Annotated in this window: 18 protein-coding genes and 1 tRNA gene; 6 read left to right on the top strand and 13 right to left on the bottom strand. The window is 67.7% G+C overall.

Translation table 11 applies throughout. From position 1 onward, the window contains the following. Positions 1–135: 135 nt before the first annotated feature. The 3 genes from KOF26_RS00935 to KOF26_RS00925 all read right to left on the bottom strand — a co-directional run bounded on the left by KOF26_RS00935 (position 136) and on the right by KOF26_RS00925 (position 2,387). On the bottom strand, positions 136–915 hold the full coding sequence (locus tag KOF26_RS00935) for a GNAT family N-acetyltransferase (protein ID WP_216318581.1): 780 nt from the start codon (positions 913–915) through the stop codon (positions 136–138). Positions 916–1,462: 547 nt separating this feature from the next. After that, positions 1,463–1,537, bottom strand: a tRNA-Asn gene (locus KOF26_RS00930). A gap of 76 nt (positions 1,538–1,613) precedes the next feature. Then, entirely contained in the window at positions 1,614–2,387 is a 774-nt protein-coding gene (locus tag KOF26_RS00925; RefSeq protein WP_216318578.1) for an NAD kinase, read from the bottom strand. Positions 2,388–2,539: 152 nt separating this feature from the next. Between KOF26_RS00925 and KOF26_RS00920 the strand changes: the two genes are divergently transcribed. Genes KOF26_RS00920 through KOF26_RS00910 form a run of 3 tightly spaced genes read left to right on the top strand, consistent with a single transcriptional unit; the run spans position 2,540 to position 5,478 of the window. Further along, positions 2,540–4,540, top strand: coding sequence for a putative bifunctional diguanylate cyclase/phosphodiesterase (locus tag KOF26_RS00920; protein ID WP_216318575.1), 2,001 nt, complete (start codon positions 2,540–2,542; stop codon positions 4,538–4,540). 1 nt (position 4,541) lies between these two features. Further along, complete coding sequence (locus KOF26_RS00915) at positions 4,542–5,015, top strand: hypothetical protein (protein ID WP_216318545.1); 474 nt, start codon at positions 4,542–4,544, stop codon at positions 5,013–5,015. A 37-nt stretch (positions 5,016–5,052) separates the two neighbouring features. Next, positions 5,053–5,478 (top strand): GFA family protein, encoded by a 426-nt coding sequence (locus tag KOF26_RS00910; protein ID WP_216318529.1) that lies wholly within the window; start codon positions 5,053–5,055, stop codon positions 5,476–5,478. A 46-nt stretch (positions 5,479–5,524) separates the two neighbouring features. Here KOF26_RS00910 and KOF26_RS00905 read toward each other — a convergent pair whose 3' ends face one another. The 3 genes from KOF26_RS00905 to KOF26_RS00895 form a co-directional block, all read right to left on the bottom strand. Further along, positions 5,525–6,637, bottom strand: a complete 1,113-nt coding sequence (locus KOF26_RS00905) for a peptidyl-alpha-hydroxyglycine alpha-amidating lyase family protein (protein ID WP_216318527.1) — start codon at positions 6,635–6,637, stop codon at positions 5,525–5,527. Between the two features lie 55 nt (positions 6,638–6,692). Further along, positions 6,693–10,163, bottom strand: coding sequence for a transcription-repair coupling factor (gene mfd, locus KOF26_RS00900; protein ID WP_216319871.1), 3,471 nt, complete (start codon positions 10,161–10,163; stop codon positions 6,693–6,695). A 140-nt stretch (positions 10,164–10,303) separates the two neighbouring features. Further along, complete coding sequence (locus tag KOF26_RS00895) at positions 10,304–10,570, bottom strand: FAD assembly factor SdhE (protein ID WP_216318525.1); 267 nt, start codon at positions 10,568–10,570, stop codon at positions 10,304–10,306. Positions 10,571–10,645: 75 nt separating this feature from the next. On the opposite strand from KOF26_RS00895, the gene recG reads away from it, so the two are divergent. Then, on the top strand, positions 10,646–12,700 hold the full coding sequence (recG, locus tag KOF26_RS00890) for an ATP-dependent DNA helicase RecG (protein ID WP_216318522.1): 2,055 nt from the start codon (positions 10,646–10,648) through the stop codon (positions 12,698–12,700). A gap of 71 nt (positions 12,701–12,771) precedes the next feature. Here the strand turns inward: recG and KOF26_RS00885 are convergent, their stop codons facing one another. The 3 genes from KOF26_RS00885 to tyrS form a co-directional block, all read right to left on the bottom strand. Continuing rightward, positions 12,772–13,077 (bottom strand): hypothetical protein, encoded by a 306-nt coding sequence (locus KOF26_RS00885; RefSeq protein WP_216318519.1) that lies wholly within the window; start codon positions 13,075–13,077, stop codon positions 12,772–12,774. Between the two features lie 102 nt (positions 13,078–13,179). Continuing rightward, positions 13,180–14,460: a hypothetical protein gene (locus KOF26_RS00880; RefSeq protein ID WP_216318516.1), complete on the bottom strand. Its 1,281-nt coding sequence runs from the start codon at positions 14,458–14,460 to the stop codon at positions 13,180–13,182. Then, positions 14,457–15,686 carry a tyrosine--tRNA ligase gene (tyrS, locus tag KOF26_RS00875; protein ID WP_216318514.1) on the bottom strand — a complete coding sequence of 410 codons (1,230 nt, stop codon included), beginning with the start codon at positions 15,684–15,686 and terminating at the stop codon, positions 14,457–14,459. The genes KOF26_RS00880 and tyrS overlap by 4 nt, the downstream gene beginning before the upstream one ends. Positions 15,687–15,726: 40 nt before the next feature. Here tyrS and KOF26_RS00870 point away from each other — a divergent pair, with 40 nt between their 5' ends. Together KOF26_RS00870 and KOF26_RS00865 are read left to right on the top strand one after the other, a co-directional pair. After that, positions 15,727–16,812, top strand: coding sequence for an anhydro-N-acetylmuramic acid kinase (locus KOF26_RS00870; protein ID WP_216319868.1), 1,086 nt, complete (start codon positions 15,727–15,729; stop codon positions 16,810–16,812). A gap of 11 nt (positions 16,813–16,823) precedes the next feature. Next, the gene (locus KOF26_RS00865; protein ID WP_216318511.1) at positions 16,824–17,138 is read left to right on the top strand and encodes a hypothetical protein; all 315 of its coding nucleotides are present in this window, start codon (positions 16,824–16,826) and stop codon (positions 17,136–17,138) included. On the opposite strand, the gene KOF26_RS00860 is transcribed toward KOF26_RS00865, so the two are convergent. The 4 genes from KOF26_RS00860 to dnaG form a co-directional block, all read right to left on the bottom strand. Then, complete coding sequence (locus tag KOF26_RS00860; RefSeq protein ID WP_216318508.1) at positions 17,135–17,548, bottom strand: GFA family protein; 414 nt, start codon at positions 17,546–17,548, stop codon at positions 17,135–17,137. The two genes, KOF26_RS00865 and KOF26_RS00860, sit on opposite strands and share 4 nt — an antisense overlap. A gap of 283 nt (positions 17,549–17,831) precedes the next feature. Then, positions 17,832–18,503 carry a DUF6975 family protein gene (locus tag KOF26_RS00855; protein ID WP_216318505.1) on the bottom strand — a complete coding sequence of 224 codons (672 nt, stop codon included), beginning with the start codon at positions 18,501–18,503 and terminating at the stop codon, positions 17,832–17,834. Between the two features lie 172 nt (positions 18,504–18,675). Next, the gene (gene rpoD, locus KOF26_RS00850) at positions 18,676–20,703 is read right to left on the bottom strand and encodes an RNA polymerase sigma factor RpoD (RefSeq protein WP_216318502.1); all 2,028 of its coding nucleotides are present in this window, start codon (positions 20,701–20,703) and stop codon (positions 18,676–18,678) included. Beyond that, positions 20,704–22,557 carry a DNA primase gene (dnaG, locus tag KOF26_RS00845; protein WP_216318499.1) on the bottom strand — a complete coding sequence of 618 codons (1,854 nt, stop codon included), beginning with the start codon at positions 22,555–22,557 and terminating at the stop codon, positions 20,704–20,706. Positions 22,558–22,626: the final 69 nt, after the last annotated feature.

The following is a 22,626-nucleotide window of genomic DNA, read 5'->3' as shown; positions in this document are numbered from 1 at the left end:
ATAGGCGATGATGCTCGCCGGCTTCGGCCTTGCCGGCTTCGCCATGGGTCAGCGTCGCGCCAATGTGAAGCTCGCCTCAGCTGCCGCCATGGAGGGCGCCCGAACGGTCGGGCGCCCTCCTGTCGGGCTCAGACCCTAGGCCGCAGCCTCGATCGGATACCCCTTGGCGAAAGTTGATTTCAGCGATGGGGCATCGACGATGTGCACGCCCGGAATGGGTGCGATCTCCACCTCGTCATAAGTGTCATTGGCATGTGGTTGCGGGATGGCGCGGGTGAGGCGCTGATAGATGCCGTTCTCCTCGGCGGGCGAGAAGAAGAAGGGGTAGAGCGAGCGGGAGCTCGGTCGATCCTGAGTGGCGGCATGGCAGTTGATCTGCTCGCGGATGGCGGCGACCTTGAGCCACATCAGCTGGGCGGGTGCGTCGACGCCCTCGTTGGTGCGCACCGCGCCGAGCCGCTGGAAGCCGAGCATCGCCTCGTAGAAACGGACGTGGCGCGGATTGACCTCGATCAGCAGGTCGGTGCAGCCATGGGTGCGGTGGCCGTAGACGAACACGATGTGGAACAGCGCGGCCATCAGCTCCCGGGACTGGACGGCGGGATCGAAGGCGAACTTGGTCAGCTCGCACAGCTTGACGCCGGGCAGATCGCGGAACGCGTCCAGCTCATCCTTGAAGGCGCGGTCGGCAGCCAGCCCTTGCGCGGAGTCGACGGCGAGCGTGATCGTGCCGACCACCTCCTCTTCGACTTCGGCGGTGAAGGTCATGTGGTTGGCGTCTTCGGGAATGTGGTGGCTCGATCCATAGCCGCGCCACGCATAACGATCGTTGATGAGGTCGCACGCCGCCTGAATTTTCTCGGTGGATTCAACAAGGCGGATGGCGATCTCCTTTTCCTCCCCGCAGATTTGCATTTTGCGCAGCCGGATCGATCGAACCGCCTGCAAGGACCGCATAGGATCGTCGCATCTTGGAGCACGTAGCTCCTCTTGCCAGCTCATGTTAAACGACATGGTTAACCCCCCGGTCACGCGAGATTGCACAGCACAACATTGCTGTACGAAGCTCGCACTGAATCCTTTCGCCAATCTTAGCGGCCATTCCAAAAACACCGTTCACCACGGGTTTCGGGGCAGACCACGCGGCCCGCGCCGCAATCATCGGGGCCGCGATCAGACTAAATATTCATGGTTAACGCAGCGGTCTACATGCCCAAGTCGCTATGGAGACTAAACGTTCTGCGCGTGAGACAAGTTATTCGCGCAGACTCTTCCTGTGTTGATTAAGCTGGCTTGTTTCGGTGCCGAAACGGATCGAATTCCGGTTGTCAAGCGCTGACATGAGCGTCGCGAGTGCCGACTCGGCGTCCGCGAAAGGGTGCAGGGGCGGGGTGGCGCTGCATCGATCCGGGTGATGGCGGGGAGGGGGACGAGGCGGCGTCCGCCGCGCTGTCTGGACGGATGGCTCCCCGGGTAGGATTCGAACCTACGACCTGCCGATTAACAGTCGGATGCTCTACCGCTGAGCTACCAGGGAATGGCCGTCCCGCGCCGGTGTTGCCGGGCGAGGCGCGCCCTATGCAACGCCCCGAGGGGGATTGCAAGGGGCCGTTTCAGACCGCGAACTGCTCCATCGTGATCCGGTCATCCAGGGCGTGTTCCGGATCGAACAACAGCGTCAGCGTGGTGGCGCGGTCGATCGCAACCTTCACCGTCGACACGTCGCGCACTTCACGCTGATCGGCGACGGCGGAGACCGGGCGCTTCACCGGATCGAGCACGCGGAACGACAGGCGTGCCGTGTCGGGCAGGATCGCGCCGCGCCACCGGCGCGGGCGGAACGGGCTGATCGGGGTCAGCGCCATCATCGCCGAGCCCAGCGGCAGGATCGGGCCCTGCGCCGAAAGATTATAGGCGGTGGAGCCGGCCGGCGTCGCCGCCAGCACCCCGTCGCAGACCAGTTCGGGCAGCACGACGCGCTCATTGACCATCACTTCCAGCCATGCCGTCTGGCGCGTTTCGCGCAGCAGCGAGACCTCGTTGATCGCCGGCATCACATAGCTCTCGCCATCGACGGTGATCGCTTCCATGCGCAGCGGCATCACGCCGAACGGGCGGGCGCGCTCCAGCCGCTCCTCCAGCGTGTCGACGCGCCACTCGTTCATCAGGAAGCCGACGGTGCCGAGATTCATCCCGAACACTGCCGCATTGATGCGATCGTCGAGCATCTGATGCAGGGTTTGCAGCATGAAGCCGTCGCCGCCGAGCGCGATCACTGTCTCAGCGCGGGACAGCGGCACGAAGTCATAACGGTCGCGCAATTCCCTCGCGGCGAGCTGGGCCGGCGGCGCGGGAGACGCGAGCAGGGCCAGCCGGGCGCCCGTCATCGGCCGCAATCGCTGCCACACCGCCGGTGCAGCATCCTCTCACCTTGCGCATACATGAACGACAGCTAGGATGGAGCAACATGAAGAGCAAGGGCGACCGGGGGAAGGTGGCCCCCGGGCCCTTCGTCGTGCGCGGGGTAAGGAGGATGCCGATGATTGCCGATGCGGCACCCGTCTTCCTTCTCTCCTTCCATCGTCGAGACGAGCTGGCCGCGCTGACCGAGCGTTGCGGGTGGCTGGCGGTCGGCGCCCGGCGCGTCGCGGCGGCGGAGCGACGCTTCGTCACCTCCGGCGCGACGGTGGCGGTGGTCGATGCGCGCGATGCCTTTGCCGAAGGGCTGGCGGCGATGCGCTGCCTCGCTGATGCAGTTGAGGCCAATGGCGCGGCGCTGCTCGCCATCCTTTCCGAAACCGACCTCGACCGCCTCGGCGAGGTCTATGCCGCCGGTGCCACCCATTATCTCGCCGAGCCGTTCGCGACCTGCGAATACGCCCAGGCGCTGCGCTTTGCCGAGCGCCTCGCCGAACGCATCAATGGCGGCCACCCGACTGCGCGGCGACCCAAGCCGGCGGCGATCGATGCGCTCGGCTGGCAATGGCAGCAGGGCGCGCCCCGCGTGCGGCTGAGCAGCGCGCTGGCCCGCGCGATCGGCGCGCGCACGCTGGAGCCGCGCGTCACCAGCATCGCCCGGCGCCTCGGCCGCCAGGGGCTGCGCTCGCTGCGCGGTGCGCTCGCCACGCTGCTCGATACTGGCGAATCGACGGCCTTCTCGCATGACGGCGACGGCGGGCGGCTGGTCCATCGGCTGCGGCTCGATGACGACATCGTCATCGCCCGCGTCGAGGAACTGGATGAGGCCGGCGGCCACGTCGCCGCGGGCAGCCGCGACCTGCTCACCGGCCTGCAGGACGCCAAGGCGGCCCGGCGCTGGCTGGAGGCCGCGATCCGCGCCGAGGGCGACGGGGCCGGTGGCGTCGCGGTGCTGCTGGTTTCGGTCAGTCGGTTCGAGATCATCACCGCCGCATTCGGCGTCGATGTCGGTGACGCGCTGTTGCGTATCGTCGCGCGGCGGATCGAGCGGCTGGCGCTGCGCGGCCGGCGGATGATCGCGCGCATGGCCGGGGCGGAATTCCTCGTCGGTCTGCCGGCGCCGGTGACGGCCGAGGAAGCCGGCTTTCTCGGGCGCGCGCTCGCCGACGCGGTGCGGCGGCCGTTCGTCGCCGGCGAGCATGTCATAAACCTCGCCTCGCATGTCGGCATCGCCGTCGCCGAGCCCAACGATGACGCCGCCGCGCTCCTGCGCCGCGCCTCGGGCGCGCTGGCCGATGCCAAGACCGGGGAGGGCGGGCCGGTCCGCCTGCTGAGCGCGCCCGATGTCGACGCCGCCGTCGCCCAGAACCAGCTCGAGATCGACCTGCGCTCGGCGCTGGCCCAAGGCGAGATCGAGCTGCTTTACCAGCCTCAGATCGCCGTCACCACCGGCCAGGTGGTCGGCGTCGAGGCGTTGGCGCGCTGGCGGCATCCGCGTCTCGGCGAGCTTGGCGCCGAGACGTTGTTCGCCGCTGCCGAGCGCTCGGACTATCTCGTCCAGCTCTCCCAGCACGTGCAGCGGCAGGTCGTGGCCGAGGTCACCGCCTGGCCGGCCGTGCTCCAGCGCCTGCGTGTGGCGATCAACGTCACCGCCGCCGAGATGCTGTTGCCGCGCTTCGCCGAGGATTTCATCGCGATGATCGACGCCGGCGGGCTCGACCGCCGCCGCGTCACCGTCGAGGTGACCGAGGGCGGGTTGATCGACGATCTCAACATCGCCGCCGATCTGCTCGCCGCGTTGCGGGCCGGCGGCCTGCGCGTCGCCATCGACGATTTCGGCACGGGCTATTCCAGCCTCGCCTATCTGAAGGCGCTGCCGCTGGATTATCTGAAAATCGACAAGCATCTCTCGCAGGACATCGTCGGCAGCCCGCGCGATCGCGTCGTGGTGCGTGGCGTCATCGACATGGCGCGATCGCTGGGGCTGGCGGTGATCGCCGAGGGTGTGGAGACGGCCGAGCAATTGAGCCTGCTCGCCCAGGAAGGCTGCAATTTCTACCAGGGCTTCCTGTCCGCGCCGCCGCTCGACTTGCCGGCGCTGGAGGCGATGGTACGAAGATAGCATGCTGACCTTGCTTCCCCTGCTGCTCCTCGCGCCGTCGCCCGCACCGGCGGCGGCAGCCCCCGTCAAATATCCGCGCACCTTTCTGGCCTCGGTGGTCGACCTTCCTCTGCAAAAGGGCGAGAGCGTCGCGGGCTTCACGTTCTCGATGTGGAATGTCGAGGTGTGGGCGGTTTGCCGGTTGCCGACCGGCTGGAAGATCAAGGCCGGGGGCGACACCTCGCCCGACCGCGAGCTGTCCGGCGAAGGCAGCCAGACGAGCAACTGGCTGACGCAGAAGAACCCGCCGCAGCTGGCCAACCTCGTCCTCGTCCGCCTCCGCGGCCCCGTCGAGCGTGCCGAGACCCGCAAGGGCCCTGCGACTTTCAAGGGCATCGCCGTAATCTCGACCGGCGATGGCGAGCGCCGGGCGGCGCTCGGCTATCGCAACATTTCGCTGAAGCCAGCGACGGGCTGTCCCTCGTTCGGACGTTGAAGAGCGGCCGTGGATTTGAGCTTTGTGGAAGGCTGCCATGCCGGATGATGCAAATCTACGAACCGGACAGTGCCATTGTGGCGCGGTGCGCTTCGAGGTGCGCCTGAGCGACGGCTTCAATACCATTCGCCGTTGCAACTGCTCCTATTGCCGGATGCGGGGCGCGATTGCCGTCTCGGTGAAGATGGGCGGGATCACCTTCAATCAAGGTGAGGAGGCATTGGCGAGTTACCGCTTCAACACTGGCTCAGCGCAGCACTTTTTCTGCTCGCGCTGCGGCATCTACACGCATCATCAGCGCCGATCCAACCAGAAGGAATTTGGCGTCAACCTCGCCTGCCTGGATGGCGTGAGCCCGTTCGACTTTCTGGAAGTGCCGGTGATGGACGGCATAAACCATCCCAACGACACGGGTGGGGAGGCGCGCCTCGCCGGCACGCTTCGCTACATAGCTGCGCAGTAGCGCGTCGTCATGCTGAACCAGGCTCAGCATGACGACGCGAGAGGCGTTACTTGCCCGGTCGTAGCGTCAGCTTCTGCAGCCGCCAGTTGAGCAGTTCCCCGACATAAAGCTCGTTCTCCGACGGGCAGGCCATTTCGTGGATCCAGCCGAACTGCTTGAGCTGCTTGCCCGAACCGCCCAGCCAGCCCAGCACCTTGCCGTCGAGCGTCAGCTTGTAGATGCGCCCCGGATACGCATCGGACACGTAGAGGAATTGCCCGTTCGGCCCCTTTGGCGTGATGCAAAGCGACCAGGGCGCGCCGGGCTGCATCGTGCCGTTGCCCGCGGCGGCGCTGCCGTCCGGGTTGAGCCTGGGGCGGTTGCCGATCGCGGCGGGCGCGTTCGCGGGCGCCGGCACGTTGATGGTGATGGTGTCGAGCAGCTTGCCCTCGGTGTCGAACACCTGGATGCGCCGGTTGCCGCGATCGGCGACATAGATGCGATCCGAGGCATCGCTGGCGATCGAATGGAGCGTGTTGAACTGGCCGGGCTCGCTGCCGAAGCTGCCCCAGCTTTTCAGCCAATGGCCGTCCGGGCCGATCTTGGCGACGCGCGAATTGATATAGCCGTCGCTGATATAGCCATTGCCCTTGCTGTCCCAGGCGATGTCCGTCACCTGGCGGAACTGGCCGTCGACGGCGGGACGCGGCGGATTCGGGTGCTCCAGCGGATGCGCATTCTCGTCGCTGGCTTCCGGTTTGCGGCCGAACACCATCGCCACGCGACCGGCCGGCGTGAACTTGATGACCATGTCCGAGCCCTTGTCCATGGCCCAGATATTGCCTTGCGGGTCGACGCGGACGGCATGGGCGTAGGACCAGGCATAGAGACCCTTGCCGATCTCGCGCACATAGCGGCCGGCCTGGTCGAATTCGAGCAGTTGCGCCGCCGCGGCGCCATAGGCCGGCCCGCTGGTGTTGCCGCGCTGGTAGACGAAGACATGGCCCTGCGCGTTGACGGCCACGCCGGCGATCTCGCCGAGATGCATGTCGGCTGGCGGCTTCAGGAAATCCACCGCGTCGAACGGGATCTCGCCCTGCGCCCGTGCGGCGGCGGCCGGCAATGTCGTGGCGCATAACGCGCCCAGCATCAGTCCAAGCCCGCGGAAGCCGGTCCCCATATCCATCCCCTCTGTTCAGCCCGCCCTTGATGAGCGGTGCCCGGGCATGGTGCCGTTACGCGGCGACCTTGGCCAGCCCCTTCGACAGTTGCAGCGCGCCGTTGAGGCGGCTCTTCGCGTCCGGCCAGCTGCGGGTGATCACCAGCTTGCTGTCGGGCCGCAGTTTCGCCGTTCCGGACAGCCGCTCCACATAGGCGAGCAGGCCCGGCACATTGGGAAAGCCATCCGGGTGGAAGGTGACGAGCGCGCCCTTCGGCCCGACATCCAGCTTGGCGATGCACGCCACCCGGCAGTTGAGCTTGGTCTCGATGACGCTGAGCAGATTCTGCGTCGCCTCCGGCAGCGGGCCAAAGCGGTCGATCAGTTCGGCCGCGAAGGCTTCGATGCTGCCGCCATCCTCCAGCTCGTTGAGGCGGCGATAGAGCCCCATGCGCAGGTCGAGATCGGGGACATAATCCTCCGGCAGCATGATCGGCGCGTCGATGGTGATCTGCGGCGAGAAATCCTCGCGGCGCACCGGCGCCATCGCCCCGCCGCCGGCCTTGGCGTCGAGGATCGCCTCCTCCAGCATCTGCTGATAGAGTTCGAAGCCGACTTCCTTGATGTGGCCGGATTGCTCGTCGCCGAGCAGGTTGCCGGCGCCGCGAATGTCGAGGTCGTGGCTGGCGAGCTGGAAGCCGGCGCCAAGCGTATCGAGATTTGTCAGCACCTGCAGGCGCTTCTCGGCGGTCTCGGTGATCTGGCGGCTGGGCGCGGTCGTCATATAGGCATAAGCGCGCGTCTTGGAGCGGCCGACCCGACCCCTGATCTGATACAGCTGGGCGAGGCCGAAGCGATCCGCCCGATGCACGATCATGGTGTTGGCGGACGGGATATCGAGCCCGCTCTCGACGATCGTCGTCGACAACAGCACGTCATATTTGCGGTCATAGAAAGCGGACATCCGCTCCTCGACCTCGGTCGGCGCCATCTGGCCATGGGCGACGACGTAGCGGATCTCCGGCACGTCATCGCGCAGGAACTTCTCGATGTCCGGCAGGTCGGCGATGCGGGGGACCACGAAATAGGTCTGGCCGCCGCGATAATGTTCGCGCAGCAATGCCTCGCGCAGCACCACCGGATCCCATGGCATGACATAGGTGCGCACCGCGAGCCGGTCGACCGGCGGCGTCTGGATCACAGACAGCTCGCGCAGGCCCGACATCGCCATCTGCAGCGTGCGCGGGATCGGCGTGGCGGTCAGCGTCAGCATGTGGACGTCGGTCTTCAGCGCCTTCAGCCGCTCCTTGTGAGTGACGCCGAAGCGCTGCTCCTCGTCGACGATGACGAGGCCGAGCCGCTTGAACTCGACACCTTTGGCGAGGATCGCGTGGGTGCCGATGACGACGTCGATCGTGCCTTCGGCCAGCCCCTCCTTGGTCTTCTTCGCCTCGGCGGCGGGAACGAGGCGGGAGAGGCGCCCGATATTAAGCGGGAAGCCGGCGAACCGCTCGACGAAGCTGGTGAAATGCTGGCGGGCGAGAAGCGTGGTCGGGCACACCACCGCCACCTGCATGCCGGCCATCGCCGCCACGAACGCGGCTCGCAGCGCTACCTCGGTCTTGCCGAAGCCGACATCGCCGCAGATCAGCCGGTCCATCGGCCGGCCGGCGCCGAGATCGGAGATGACGTCGGCGATGGCGCGCTCCTGATCGTCCGTCTCGGAATAGGGGAAGCGATCGACGAATGCCGGATAGCCGCCGGCATCCGGCTCGGCGATGTCGGCGGGCCTCAGCGCGCGGGCGGCGGCGGTGGCCATCAGCTCGCCGGCGATCTCGCGGATGCGCTCCTTCATCCGCGCCTTGCGCGCCTGCCAGGCGACGCCGCCCAGCTTGTCCAGCGTCACGCCCTCATTCTCGGCGCCGTAGCGGGAGAGGACGTCGATATTCTCGACCGGGACATAGAGCTTGTCGCCGCCGGCATATTCCAGCGCGACGCAATCGTGCGGGCTCTGGCCGACCGGTATCTGGGTCAACCCGTCATAGCGGCCGATGCCGTGATCGGCGTGAACGACGAGATCGCCGGGCGATAGCGTCGCCAGTTCCTGCAGGAAGGCATCGGTGGATTTCTTGCGCTTGGCACGGCGGACGAGCCGGTCGCCGAGCATATCCTGCTCGGTGAGGAGCGCCACTTCCGGCGCGGTAAAGCCGTGGTCGAGCGGCACCACCGCCAGTGCCACGCCGGTGACGCCGAGCGCCTCCTGCCAGCTGTCGACGAGGTGGATCGGCTTTACGCCATGATCGGCGAGCAATCCGGACAGCCGCTCGCGTGCCCCGCGCGAGTAGCTGGCGAGCACCGACTTGCGCTTGTCGCGGGCGAGCTTGCGCAGGTGGGCGGCGACCGCTTCATAGACATTCTCGTTGGCGGCGCGCTCCGCTCCGAAATCGCGCGGGCCTTCGACGTCGAAATCGAGGACGGTCGGCGATTCCGGCTCGCGGAACGGGGTCGCGAGGTGGAGCGGGCGATCGGCGACGATCGCGTCCCATTCGGCCTTGTCGAGGTAGAGGCTGGCCGGCTCCAGCGGGCGATAGCTGCCCGGGTCGCTGGATTGGGCGCGCAGGCGATTGGCGTGATAGTCGCTGATCGCCTCGAAGCGGGCGTCGGCCGCGCCAGCATCGCCGGCGTCGCGAACAATCACGTCATCGTCGGCGAGGTGATCGAACAGGCTCGCCAGCCGCTCCTCGAACAGCGGCAGCCAATGTTCCATGCCGGCCAGCCGGCGGCCGTCGCTGATCGCTTGATAGAGCGGATCGCCGGTGGCGGTGGCGCCGAACCTGGCGCGATAACCGGAGCGAAAGCGCTTGATCGACTCCTCGTCGAGCAGCGCCTCGGAGGCGGGGAGCAGGGTGAATCCCTCCTCCAGCCGGCCGGTGGTGCGCTGGTCGCCGGGGTCGAACTGGCGGACGCTCTCGATCTCGTCACCGAAGAAGTCGAGGCGCAGCGCCTGCTCCTCGCCGCTCGGGAACAGGTCGACGAGCCCGCCGCGCACCGCGAATTCGCCGGCATCATGCACCGTGTCGGTGCGCACATAGCCGTTGGCCTGGAGCAGCAGGGCCAGCCTGTCCCGGTCGATCCGCTCGCCCGGCGCGAGACGGGCGACGAGCTGGCGGATGCGGAACGGCGTAAGCGTGCGCTGGGTGACGGCGTTGATGGTGGTGACGATCAGCTCGGGGCCGCGAGCCTTGCGCTGCATGCGATGCAGTGCCGCGAGCCGCTCGGACGAGGCGCGCAATGACGGCGATGAACGGTCATAGGGCAGGCAATCCCACGCCGGAAAGGCGATCACCGTCAGCTCCGGCGCGAAATAGGCGGCGGCGTCGGCGAGGCCGCGCATCGTCACGTCGTCCGGCGCGACATAGACCGCACGCGCCCCTTTCACCGCCGCTGCGCGGGCGAGATCGGCCATCAGCCACGGCATGAAGCCTTGCGGCGCGGCGGAAAGGGTGAGCGGCCGCTCGGCCTTGAGGATACGCTGGAGGTCGGTCACGTCGAGGTGGTTCCCGCTTCTGTGTTCCGTCATGCTGAACCTGGTCAGCATCCACGCCTCCACGCGCTCGGTAGCCGGTGGCGGGGTGGACCCTGAACAGGTTCAGGGTGACAAGGGATGGTGCATGAGCCGAAGCCCTCTCACTTCGCGATCGGGATGTAATCGAGCCGGGCCATCGCCTGTTGCTGCGGCCCGAGATAATGCGCCGGCCATGGCGCTGTGCCGATCGCCCAGGCCATGATCTCCACATCCTCCTCTTCAAGGAGTCGCTCGAACCAGTCGATCTCGGCATCGTTCCACGCCGCCGAGGCCGCGTCGAAATAGCCTCCGATCAGCAGGTCGGCTTCCTTGGTGCCGCGATGCCAGGCGCGAAAGCCCAGTCGGCGGAGACGATGTGCGCGGTCCATGGGGCTCCATAGGCGATTGGCCGGCGGGCGCTGGCGGCGCCTGTCGGCTGCGTGTTAGACGGGCCGTATCTAGTGATGCGGCCCGAAATCCTCAATCCACTCTTCGCCGAGACAGAGGCGCTGAAAGGCGTCGGCGCGGCGCTGGCCAGGCCGCTCGGCCGGCTCGGCCTGACGCGCGTCGTCGATCTGCTGTTCGACATGCCGGTGTCATGGGTTGACCGGGTGGCGGTGGACAGCCTCTCCGAAGCGCAGGCGGGGCGGGTGATCGTGCTCACCGTGACGCCCGTCGGCTATCGTTCCTCGTCCTCGCCGCGCGGGCCGTTCCGGGTGCAGGCCGTGGACGGGGCGGGCGAGGCGCTGAGCCTCGTCTTCTTCGGCGGCAATTCGGGCTGGGCGCGCAAGCTGTTCCCCTTGAACGAGCCCAGACGGATCACCGGCCGCCTCGACACTTACGGCACCGAATTTCAGATCGTCCATCCGGACGTGCTTGAGCCGGACGAGGAAGTCCGCCCGCGCGAGGCCGTCTATGCGCTGTCCGAGGGGCTCACCAACAAGAGGCTGGCCGCTCTCGTCGAGCAGGCGATCGCCCGCGCCCCCGCGCTCGCCGAATGGATCGAGCCGAGCCTGCTTGCCCGGCGCGGCTGGCCGGACTGGCACGAGGCGATCGTGCGCGCCCATGCCGACCCGCAGGACGCCATGGCCCGCGAGCGGCTCGCCTATGACGAAGTGTTCGCCAACCAGCTCGCCCTGATGCTGGTCCGCCGCTCGACGCGCAGCCGCAAGGGCGAGCCGCTCGCCGGAGACGGCCATCTGCGCGCCGCCCTTGGCCTGCCCTACGCGCCCACCGGCGCCCAGACCCGCGCGTCTGCTGAGATCGCCGGCGACATGGCGCAGGGCACGCCGATGGTTCGGCTGCTTCAGGGCGATGTCGGGGCCGGCAAGACCCTGGTGGCGACGATGGCCCTGCTCAATGCTGTCGAGGCCGGCGCGCAGGGGGCGATGCTGGCGCCGACCGAAATTCTCGCCCGCCAGCATTATGAGACGCTGCGCCGCCATCTCGGCCATCTCCCGGTCAATGTCGCGATCCTCACCGGGCGCGAGAAGGGGCGCGCCCGCGAGGCGACGTTGATGGGGCTGGCGGACGGCTCGATCCACATCCTCGTCGGGACCCACGCCATTTTCCAGCAGGCGGTGGCGTACAAGCGGCTGGGGCTGGTGGTGGTCGACGAGCAGCATCGCTTCGGCGTCGCCCAGCGCATGATGCTCACCGCCAAGGCCGAACGCCCGCCGCACCTGCTGGTGATGACGGCGACCCCGATCCCGCGCACGCTGACGCTCACTCAATATGGCGAGATGGACGTCAGCCGGCTGGACGAGATGCCGCCCGGCCGCCAGCCGATCCAGACCAGCGTCGTCTCGCTGGAGCGGATCGACGAGGTTGTCGACGCGCTCGGCCGCCATATCGGCGAGGGGCGGCAGGCCTATTGGGTCTGCCCGCTGGTCGAGGAGAGCGAGGTGTCCGACATGGCCGCGGCCGAGGCACGCGCGGCGGCGCTCAAGGCGCGCTTCGGCGATGCCATCGGCCTCGTCCATGGCCGAATGAAGGGTCCGGACAAGGATGCCGTGATGGCCGATTTCGCAGCCGGCCGCATCGCCGTGCTGGTCGCCACCACGGTGATCGAGGTCGGCGTCGACGTGCCCAACGCCACGCTGATCGTCATCGAGGGCGCAGAGCGCTTTGGCCTCGCCCAGCTCCATCAGCTGCGCGGCCGCGTCGGGCGCGGCGACCAGCGTTCGGTCTGCCTGCTGTTGCGCGGCGCCGCGCTCAGCGAGACGGCGCGCGCCCGCCTTGCCCTGATGCGCGAGACCAATGACGGCTTCCGCATCGCCGAGGAGGATCTGCGGCTGCGCGGCGGCGGCGAGATCCTCGGCACGCGCCAGTCGGGCGAGGCGGCGTTCCGGCTCGCCGACGCGGAGCAGGTGACGGCGCTGGTGCCGGTGGCCACCGACGACGCCCGCCTGCTGGTCGATCGCGACGGCGGGCTGGAGGGCGCGCGTGGGCAGGCGGCGCGCACCTGCCTCTATCTGTTCGAGCGCGACGCGGTGGTGGGGTTGCTCCGCTCAGGATGAAGGCGGTACCGCGTCGCAGTGGCTCGCTGGTGCTTGCCGGGGTAGTGCCGGTGCGGCGCGGCTGAGGCGGTTCAGAAGGGGATGGCGATCGTCGCCATCGCCCGATTGCTGGTGAAGCCGCCCACGCCCTTCTGCTCCCCCGAGATTTTCAGACGGCTCTGCCCGAACAGGCGGAAATCCGCCTTCGGCAGGCTTTTCTCCTCATTGGCGACGTCCTGGGCACCGATGCGGAAACCTTCCCGCCGATGCGCGCAGACAATGATGTCGCCTTCAGCGCCCGGGCCCGCGGGACAATCCGCCTGCGCCTTCGCGCGCGGCGCCGGCTCCGGGCGAGGAGGCCCCGCCACCGCCTGGAACAGCATCACCGACAGCAGCATGCGGGTCGCCTCCTCCCGATGCGTCGAATGTCTCGCGAGATTGAGGCCTTGTTGTGGCACGGCCGGCGTGACGCCTGGATCAGGCCGCCGGCCCCCCTCCGTCTATTTCGGCAGCAGATCCGCCGGCACCGTCGGCTCGGAAATCACCGCCTCGAACCGCGCCCACCGCGCCGCCGGCGACGGTCCGGCGCGCTCGACATAGGCCTGCGCCATGTCCTTGCCGGTCGCATAGTTGATCACGTAGCTGCGATATTGCTCGGTGAAGCCGAGGCCATGCTCGGCGCGTGTCCGCGAGAGCAGCTGGTATTTCTGACTGAGCGCGATCGCCTGTTCGCGGTCGATCTTGCCGTCGAGATACATCTCCGCGATCGTCAGCCGCGCGCCGGCCAGCTCGTCCATCGCGTCGCGGAGCGCGGCAAGGCGCGGCGCTTCCCCGGGGTCGAGCCCGGCGAGCGGGAACAGCGTCTTCGCCTCGAACGCCTCCAGTTCCTCGCCCGGGAAGGCGAGGTGGACGCCGTAATTTGCGGTGCCCTCGGCAATGGTGCCCTGCGGGCCGAACAGCGGGTTGATCGTGAACTCGACCCAGCCGCGCCCGCGCGCCAGCTTCCGCTCCAGCAGCATGTTCAGCACATGATGGCCGGGATAGCCCTCATGGCAGCCGATCTCGGCGGCGCGGCCGATGCGCACCGGCAGGTCGGTGTTGATCTCGATGAGGCTGTGGGCGTTGCCCTTGTACCAGTTATAGCCCGACCAGCTCTTGCCGGTGACGAGGCCGAGGTCGAAGCGCTCGTCGGAAGGGAGCGCGATGTGCCGCATCGTCCGCGCCCGGCATTCGGCAATGGCCGCGCGCATTACCGGCTCGACCTTGTCCGCAGGCACGATATAGCGATCGAGCAGCGCATCCACGCGATCGGCGAGCGCTCCCGGCCCCGGCACCAGCCGATCGATACGCGCCAGCACCGGATCATAGGCAGCAAGCGGCTTCAGCTGCGGGCGCACGCCGAACAGCCCGTCCGCCTCGTCCTGGAAGGGGAATTTCTCGCCCATGTCCATCGACAGCCGCGTCGTCGCCGCCTTCACCTGCGCTTGCAGATAGGCGCGGCGGCGGACGGACATGGCGTCCAGCGTCCGCGGGTCGATTGCCGCCAGTGCCCTGGCGAGCGCCTGCGCCTCGCCGCGCAGATCGGCGAAGCTGCGTGGCGCCTTCCTTGCGGCCTCCGCCCATTCGGGCGGGCCGTAATAGCTGTCGACATAGCCCGGTTCGCGCTCGCCCGCCTCCAGCGACATCTTCACGTAGCGCTGGGCAATGTCGTCGAGCGGGGCGGCCGGCGCCGTGGATGCGGCGAGCAGCGCGACGGCAGCGGCGATCAATCGGCGGATCATCGCGTCAGCAGCCCGTGACGCTTCTTGCCGAGGCTGATCTTCACCGGCTCCTCCTGATCCAGCACGACCTCATATTTGTCGTCGCGGACAACGATGTCGTTGAGGCGCACGGCGCCCTCGGCGATCTTGCGCCGCGCCTCGCCATTGGATGCGGCAAGCGCGAGGCTGGTCAGCGCCACCACGATCGGGATGCGTCCGTCCGCCACCTGGAGCTTCGGCAACGCCTCGCCCGCGCCGCCCTCCTCGAAGGTGGCCCGCGCGGTGGCGGCGGCGACGGCGGCGGCGCCACGCCCTCGGCACATCGCCGTCGCCTCATCGGCGAGGATCTTCTTCGCCTCGTTGATCTCGGCGCCTTGGAGCGCCTCCAGCCGGGTGATTTCGTCGAGCGGAAGATCCGTGAACAGCCGCAGGAAGCGGCCGACATCGGCGTCATGCGTGTTGCGCCAGAACTGCCAGTAATCGAAATGCGGCAGCTGATCCTCATGCAGCCAAACGGCGCCGGCCATGGTCTTGCCCATCTTGCCGCCGTCGGCGGTGGTAATCAGCGGGGTGGTGACGCCATAGACTTCGGTGCCGTCCATGCGGCGGGCGAGCTCGATGCCGTTGACGATATTGCCCCATTGATCCGAGCCGCCCATCTGCAGCCGGCAGCCGACGCGGCGCGACAGCTCCAGGAAATCATAGGCCTGGAGGATCATGTAGTTGAATTCGAGGAAGCTCAGCGACTGTTCGCGGTCGAGCCGAAGCTTCACCGAATCGAAGCTGAGCATGCGGTTGATCGAGAAATGCTGGCCGACGTCGCGCAGGAAGGGGATATATTCCAGCCGATCCAGCCATTCGGCATTGTCGACCATGATCGCGTCGGTCGGCCCGTCGCCGAAGGTCAGGAAACGCTCGAAGATGCGCCGGATCGAGGCGACATTTTCGGCAATGATATCGCCGGTCAGCAGGCGCCGCGCCTCGTCCTTGAAGCTCGGGTCGCCGATCTTGCCGGTGCCGCCGCCCATGACGACGATCGGCTTGTGGCCGGCCTGCTGCATGCGCCGCAGCAGCATGATCTGGACGAGGCTGCCGACATGCAGCGACGGCGCCGTCGGATCGAAGCCGATATAGCCCGGCACGACCTGTTTTTGCGCCAGCGCGTCGAGCGCGGCCGCATCGGTGACTTGATGGATATAGCCCCGCGAAGAGAGGAGGCGTAGCAGGTCTGATCGGAATTCAGTCATGGCGGATGTCGCCTAGCAGGGGGAGAAAGCCTTGGGTAGCGTGCTTGCCGTGGGCCTCATGTCCGGAACCTCGCTCGACGGCATCGACGCCGCGCTGATCGAGACGGACGGGGAGGGGGCGGTCAGGCCCGTCGCCTTTCTCACCGAGCCCTATCCCGACGAGGAGCGCGCCGCCATCCGCGAGGCGACCGCCATGGCGCTCAGCTTCAGCCGCCCGCGTCACGATCTGGTGATCGACGCCGCCGCCGCGATGCTCACGGACCGGCACATGGATCTCGTCCGCCGCCTGCTCGCGCATGCCGGCGTCGAGGCCTCCGGGGTGGCGGTGATCGGCTTCCACGGCCAGACCATCGCCCACCGGCCCGACCGCGGCTGGACATGGCAGATCGGCGAGGGCGATCGCATGGCGAAGATGCTCGGCATCCCCGTCGTCGACGATTTCCGCTCGGCCGATGTCATCGCCGGCGGTCAGGGGGCGCCGCTGATCCCGGTCTATCACCGCGCGCTGACCGCCGATGGCGCGCCGCCGCTCGCCGTGCTGAACCTCGGAGGCGTCGGCAACGTCACCTTCATCGGCGCCGACGGCGCGCTGATCGCCTTCGATACCGGCCCCGCCAACGCCCTGATCGACGACTGGGTGCTGGCCGAAACGGGCGCGCGCTACGACGCAGGCGGTGCGCTCGCCGCCGCCGGCCGGGTGGACGAGGCGGTGCTGGCGACGATGCTCGATAATGGCTGGTTCGATCGCCCGCCGCCCAAGTCGCTCGACCGCGCGGACTTCGGACTGGCGGCGGTGCGTGGCCTCAGTGCCGCCGACGGCGCCGCGACGCTCACCGCCTTCACCGCCGAGACGATCGCGCGCGCCTTCCGTCACTGCCCCGAGCAGCCGCGCCGGCTGATCGTCGCCGGTGGCGGCCGCCACAATGCGACGCTGATGGAGATGATCGCGCGCCGCTGCAATGTCGCAGCGGAGCCGATCGAGGCGCTCGGCTGGAACGGGGACGCCACCGAGGCGGAGGGCTTCGCCTATATGGCGGTCCGTACGTTGAAGGGGCTGGAGATCAGCTTTCCGGGCACCACCGGCGTGCGGCGGCCAATGCCGGGCGGCGTGCTGCACCGGCCCTGACGGAGACATTGATGCGCATCGTCCTTGCCTGCCTGTTGTTCGCCGCCGCCGCGCCGACCGTCGCCTCCAGCCCGGCTGCGTGGGCCGAGAACGAGCGGGCCGGGCGCGCCGCCTGCCTGCGCGCCTCCGGGCTCAGGGCGGCAAGGGTGCTGCCCAACCGGGTCGGCTTCCCTGACGGCAGCGGCGTCGACGCGATGCTGGTCCGCGGCGCCTGGCCGCAGCGGCATATGAAGGGGGCCAAGGGGACGATGCTGTGCCTCTACACCCGCGCCACCAGGCAGGCCGTGGCGCAAGAGGCCAAGGGCTGGAGCGCCGTTGTCCCCTAGGCGACAGGCGCCGGCTGGCACGCCACCTGCGGCAGGTCGGCATCGATGCAGGCCCAGCTCGGCGCGGCGCTCGTCCAGATCGTCGCCTGTGGGGCGATCAGCTCGGGATCGTCGAGCGCGCCGGCGCGGATGAAGGTGAGGTGCGGGCGCGACAGCGCATTGCTGAACAGGGGCGTGCCGCATTCAGGGCAGAATCCGCGCCGCATCACCGTCCCGCTGTCGGCGACCCATTCATGCCATTGCACCGCCCCGCTGGCCGTCACCGCCTCGGCCGGAAAGCAGACATTGACGGTGTTCGCCCCGGCGCCGAGATACTGACACACCCGGCACCAGCAGGCGCGCGCCGCCAGCGGCTCCGCTTCGATGGTGATGCGTACCGCGCCGCACAGGCATCGTGCTTGATGGGTCATCGCTACCTCCCTGACACCCGAAATTAGTGATGGCGCGCCCGGTTACTGCTTGTCCACGCAGTTTGCAGAGAAAAATTTCGACACATCTGCGCGCAACCGCGTTTTTCCGCGGCGCCCTAATATAATGGATGAGAAGGCTGCGGCTCTTTCTCATCGTCGGGGGCAGGGGGAATATCCGGCAGGGTTGGACCATGGCGGCGGCAGTGCGCGGACGCGCGAACGGCCGGCGCGCGTGATGGCGCGGCCGGCCGTAAGGGAGGATGCGGAAGAGAGAAAAGATGAATCAGGAATTGCGGCGGGCGATCTCGCGCGCCTCGAGCAGGCTCCACATGCCGCGCTGCTGAAACAGGAATTGCTGGGCGCCGAAGGCGATGGCGCGCTCCACCGCGGGGGTCTCGGCGAGGAGGGCGGCGATGGCCAGCGTCTCGGCGGGAACCGGCAACAGACAGGCGGGGACGTCGACGCCGAGTCGATGTGCGGCCAGATCGAGCAAAGCGCGAACCTCATGCCAGTCGACGAGCAGGGCGGCGGCCGCGCCGAAGGCGGTGCCGTGGCGATCGGAGCGGGCGAGCATCGCCAGCGCATGATTATGGCCAAGTACGGCGCCCTGGCTGTCGGCCTGCCCGGGCGTGCTGGGCTGGGGGCCGGCGGCGACGGCGAGCTGGGCGAGATAGAGCCGTTCCGCGGCGAAGGCATCGGCCGCCTCGGCCAGGAAATGGCCCGCCTGCGTCGCTGGATGACGCAGCGAGGCGAGGTCGATCATGTCCGGCTGGCGCCCGTAAAGGACGCAGAGATAGTGCAGCGCATCGGCGATGTTCCGGCTGGCGTCGGGTCCCTGCGCGAGGCTGCGCGAGGCACAATAGCCATGGCTGGCCGTGCCCTCCGCGATAACGAGCGCGGAGACGGTTTCGGCCACCTGACCGTGATTCAGCGGAAGAAAATTAGTCGCGATCATCGCATTTCCTCGATGAGGCGCGGCAAGCCACGCGGTACACGACGGATGGGATAGCCCCCGTCAGTAAAGACGAGGTTACGAGCCCAAAATGATCAGCGCCGGCGTCCTTGCGGACACCGGCGCTGATTGCGTGTGGCTGGCTGTCCGGCGGGGCGGCCCCACCGGTCGGCCGCTATTGGTCGAGGAAGCTGCGCATCTTGCGGCTGCGCGACGGGTGTTTCAGCTTGCGCAGCGCCTTGGCCTCGATCTGGCGGATGCGCTCGCGCGTCACGCTGAACTGCTGGCCCACCTCCTCCAGCGTGTGATCCGTGTTCATGCCAATGCCGAAGCGCATGCGCAGCACGCGCTCCTCGCGCGGCGTCAGGCTGGCCAGCACGCGCGTCACCGTTTCCTTCAAGTTCGCCTGGATCGCGGCGTCGACCGGGATGACAGCGTTCTTGTCCTCGATGAAATCGCCGAGATGGCTGTCCTCCTCGTCGCCGATCGGCGTTTCGAGGGAGATCGGCTCCTTGGCGATCTTCATTACCTTGCGCACTTTCTCCAGCGGCATGGACAGTCGCTCGGCCAGCTCCTCCGGCGTCGGCTCGCGGCCGATCTCGTGCAGGATCTGGCGGCTGGTGCGGACCAGCTTGTTGATCGTCTCGATCATGTGGACCGGGATGCGGATGGTGCGCGCCTGATCGGCGATCGAGCGGGTGATCGCCTGGCGGATCCACCAGGTCGCGTAGGTCGAGAATTTGTAGCCGCGGCGATATTCGAACTTATCCACGGCCTTCATCAGGCCGATATTGCCCTCCTGGATCAGGTCGAGGAACTGCAGGCCGCGATTGGTGTATTTCTTGGCGATGGAGATGACGAGGCGCAGATTGGCCTCGACCATCTCCTTCTTGGCGATGCGCGCCTCGCGCTCGCCCTTCTGGACCATGTTGACGATGCGGCGGAACTCGGCCAGCGCCATGCCGGTGGCCTGGGCGATCTCGCCGATCTCCGTGCGGATGCGATCGACCGGCGCACGCTCGGCCGCCGCGAAGGCGGCCCACTTCTTGTCGAGGCCGCCGACCCGATCGAGCCAGCCCTCTTCCATCTCGTGATCGACATAGGCGTCAAGGAATGCCTTGCGAGGCACCTTGTGACGCTCGGCAAGGCGCAGCATCTGGCCGCCCAGCGCCGTCAGGCGCCGGTTAAAGCTGTAGAGCTGGTCGACGAGATATTCGATCTTGGCGCCGTGGAACTGCACGCTTTCGACCTCGGCGGTGAGGTCCTCGCGCAGCTTCTGGTAGCGATTTTCCTCGGCCGCGGGGAAGTCGTCGCCGACGCCGAGGGCGGCAAGCCGCGCATTCTGCACCTTGGCGAAGCTCTTGTAGAGCTCGGTGATGGCCGCGAACTTCTCAAGCGCCTGCGGCTTGAGCTGCTCCTCCATCTGGGCGAGGCTCAGCGTATTGTCGTCCTCATCCTCCTCGGACGGACGCGGGGCGCGACGCTCGGTCAGCGACTCCTCGTCCTCGTCGGGAGCCGTCTCCTCCTCCGGCTCATCCTCGTCCTTGAAGGAAGGGCCGGCGGTCTTCTCGCTGATCTCTCCGCCGTCCTCGTCGCCTTCCACCTGCTCGGCGGTCGGGCCCTTGTGGAGCATGGCGTCGAGGTCGAGGATCTCGCGCAGCTGGATCGTGCCCTCGTTCAGCGCGGTCGACCATTCGATGATCGCGTTGAAGGTGATCGGGCTTTCACACAGGCCGAGGATCATCGTGTCGCGGCCGGCCTCGATGCGCTTGGCGATGGCGATCTCGCCCTCACGCGACAGCAGCTCCACCGCGCCCATCTCGCGCAGGTACATGCGCACGGGGTCGTCCGTGCGATCGATGGTTTCCTTCTTGGCGGTGGCGGTGAGGACCTGGGATGGCTCGCCGTCCTCGGCGCCGACGATCTCCTCGTCGGCATCGTCCTGGGGCTGCTCGTCCTCGCCGGCATCGTCATTCTCGACGATGTTGACGCCCATCTCGTTCAGCGCGGACATCACGTCCTCGAGCTGATCGGAGGACATCTGGTCCTGCGGCAGGGCTTCGTTGAGCTGATCATAGGTGATGTAGCCGCGCTTCTTGGCGCGCGTGATCAGCTTCTTGAGCGAGGCCTCGTTGAGGTCGATCAGCGGCGCGTCGCCGGCCTCCGTCTTGTCCTGCGGCTCGCTCACGTTCGTCTTCGCCATTTAGTTTCCGCCACCTGCTGCCATGATCGACGGGCTCGCGCCTGCCATCATTGTCTCAACCGTTCCCAGCTCAAAACTCCGTTCGCGGAGCATGAGTTTCCGTTCCCTGATCTGTTGCCTAGCCGCTTCGATCGACTCGTAACGGCCGAGGCCGCTATCCGCTATCGCCCGGGCGTTCAACCGCGCCATTTCATCATCTAGGTCGCGTTCTTCATTTAGCAACTCGATCATCGCGATCAGCCGCTCGACGGCATGGCCGGTTTCGGCCTGCCGCATCGAGAAGGGAAAGCGCAGATCGTAACGAAGGTCGAACGCTGCAACCTCCGTCAGCCGTTCCGCGGCGAGGATCGCGGCGATGCCGTCGTCCGACAGGCTCGGCCGGTTGACGCCGATATCGACCAGGGTGTCGCGCCACCGGCGGAAATCGTCATGATCGATGTGCAGGCCGGCGATCGCCTCCAGCCGGCCCGCCGCGACCCCCGGAAAGCGGGTGAGGCCGTAAAGGATCGAGCGCACGAACGTCGTGGAGAGCACCGGCATGGCGCCGGGGGCGGTGCGCAGCACGGACTGCTGGACGTCTGAGCGCTCGCGCTTCTTCCACCCGAAATCCTCGAAGAAGAGATTGTTGAACGAGCGGCGATATTCCTCGGCGAGCAGCTTGTCCGTCGCAGTGGCGGCGAGCGCGTCCAGCGCGCCGCGCAGCCGCGCCCGGTCGTCGGGCGATGATGCGTCCACATCCGCCCGCTCGGCGCGATAGAGCAGCGAGACCAGCGATTCGGGATGGGCGATGGCCGCCTCGAAGCCCGGCTTGCCGCCGTCGCGCACCAGATCGTCCGGATCCTTGCCGGCCGGCAGCGAGGCGAAGCACAGCGACTTGCCGAGCGGCATCACCGGCAGCGCGCGCGTGGCGGCGCGCACCGCCGCCTTGGCACCGGCCTTGTCCCCGTCGAAGCACAGGATCGGCGTGTCGGTGATCCGCCACAGCAGGCCCATTTGCTGCTCGGTCAGGGCGGTGCCGAGCGGCGCCACCGCCTCGCCGATGCCGGCCCGCGCCAGCCCGATCACGTCCAGATAGCCCTCGACGACGAGCATTCGCCCGGCCTTCCGCGCGGCGGGCGCGGCGCGATCGAGATTGTAGAGGGTGCGCCCCTTGTCGAAGAGCGGCGTTTCCGGCGAGTTCAGATATTTGGGCTCGCCCTCGCCGATGATGCGACCGCCGAACGCGATCGTCCGTCCGCGCGGATCGCGGATCGGGATCATCAGCCGGCCGCGGAAACGGTCGTACCGCTCCTTGCCTTCGACTTCGATCAACAGGCCGCCGGCGACCAGCGCCTCCTCGCCGCAATCGGCGAGCGCGCCCTTCAGCCTGGATCGGGAATCGGGCGCGAAGCCGAGGCCGAAGGCGGCCGCCATCTCCGCGTCGATGCCGCGCTTGGCCAGATAGGCCCGCGCCTCGCCGCCGCCGATGCCGGCCAGCTGCTCGGTGAACCAGCGCTCGGCGCGCAGCATCACGTCATGCAGGCCGGCGGCCCGCTCGGCCTTTTCGCGCTGGATCGGGTCGGGGGCGGGCAGCGCCATGCCGGCCGCCTCCGCCAGCTCCTTCACCGCGTCCATGAACGACAGGCCCTGCGCCTCGGTCAGCCAGCGAATGGCATCGCCATGCGCCGAGCAGCCGAAGCAATGGTAGAAGCCTTTCTCGTCATTGACCCAGAAGCTGGGCGTCTTTTCCTGATGGAAGGGGCAGCAGGCCTTGAACTCGCGGCCGGCGCGGACGAGCTTCACGCTGCGCTGGATCAGCGCGGACAATGTCGTGCGCGCACGGATTTCATCGAGAAACTGGGGGGACAGCAGCATGGCGGTCCTCCCCTCCTGGTGGCTGCGACTCGGACGCCGCGATTATATCAATTCCGCTCTGTACTCGGG

Source organism: Sphingomonas quercus (assembly GCF_018863195.1).
GTDB classification, from domain to species: Bacteria; Pseudomonadota; Alphaproteobacteria; order Sphingomonadales; family Sphingomonadaceae; genus Solisphingomonas; species Solisphingomonas quercus.
This window is presented reverse-complemented; position numbering and strand designations above follow the sequence as displayed.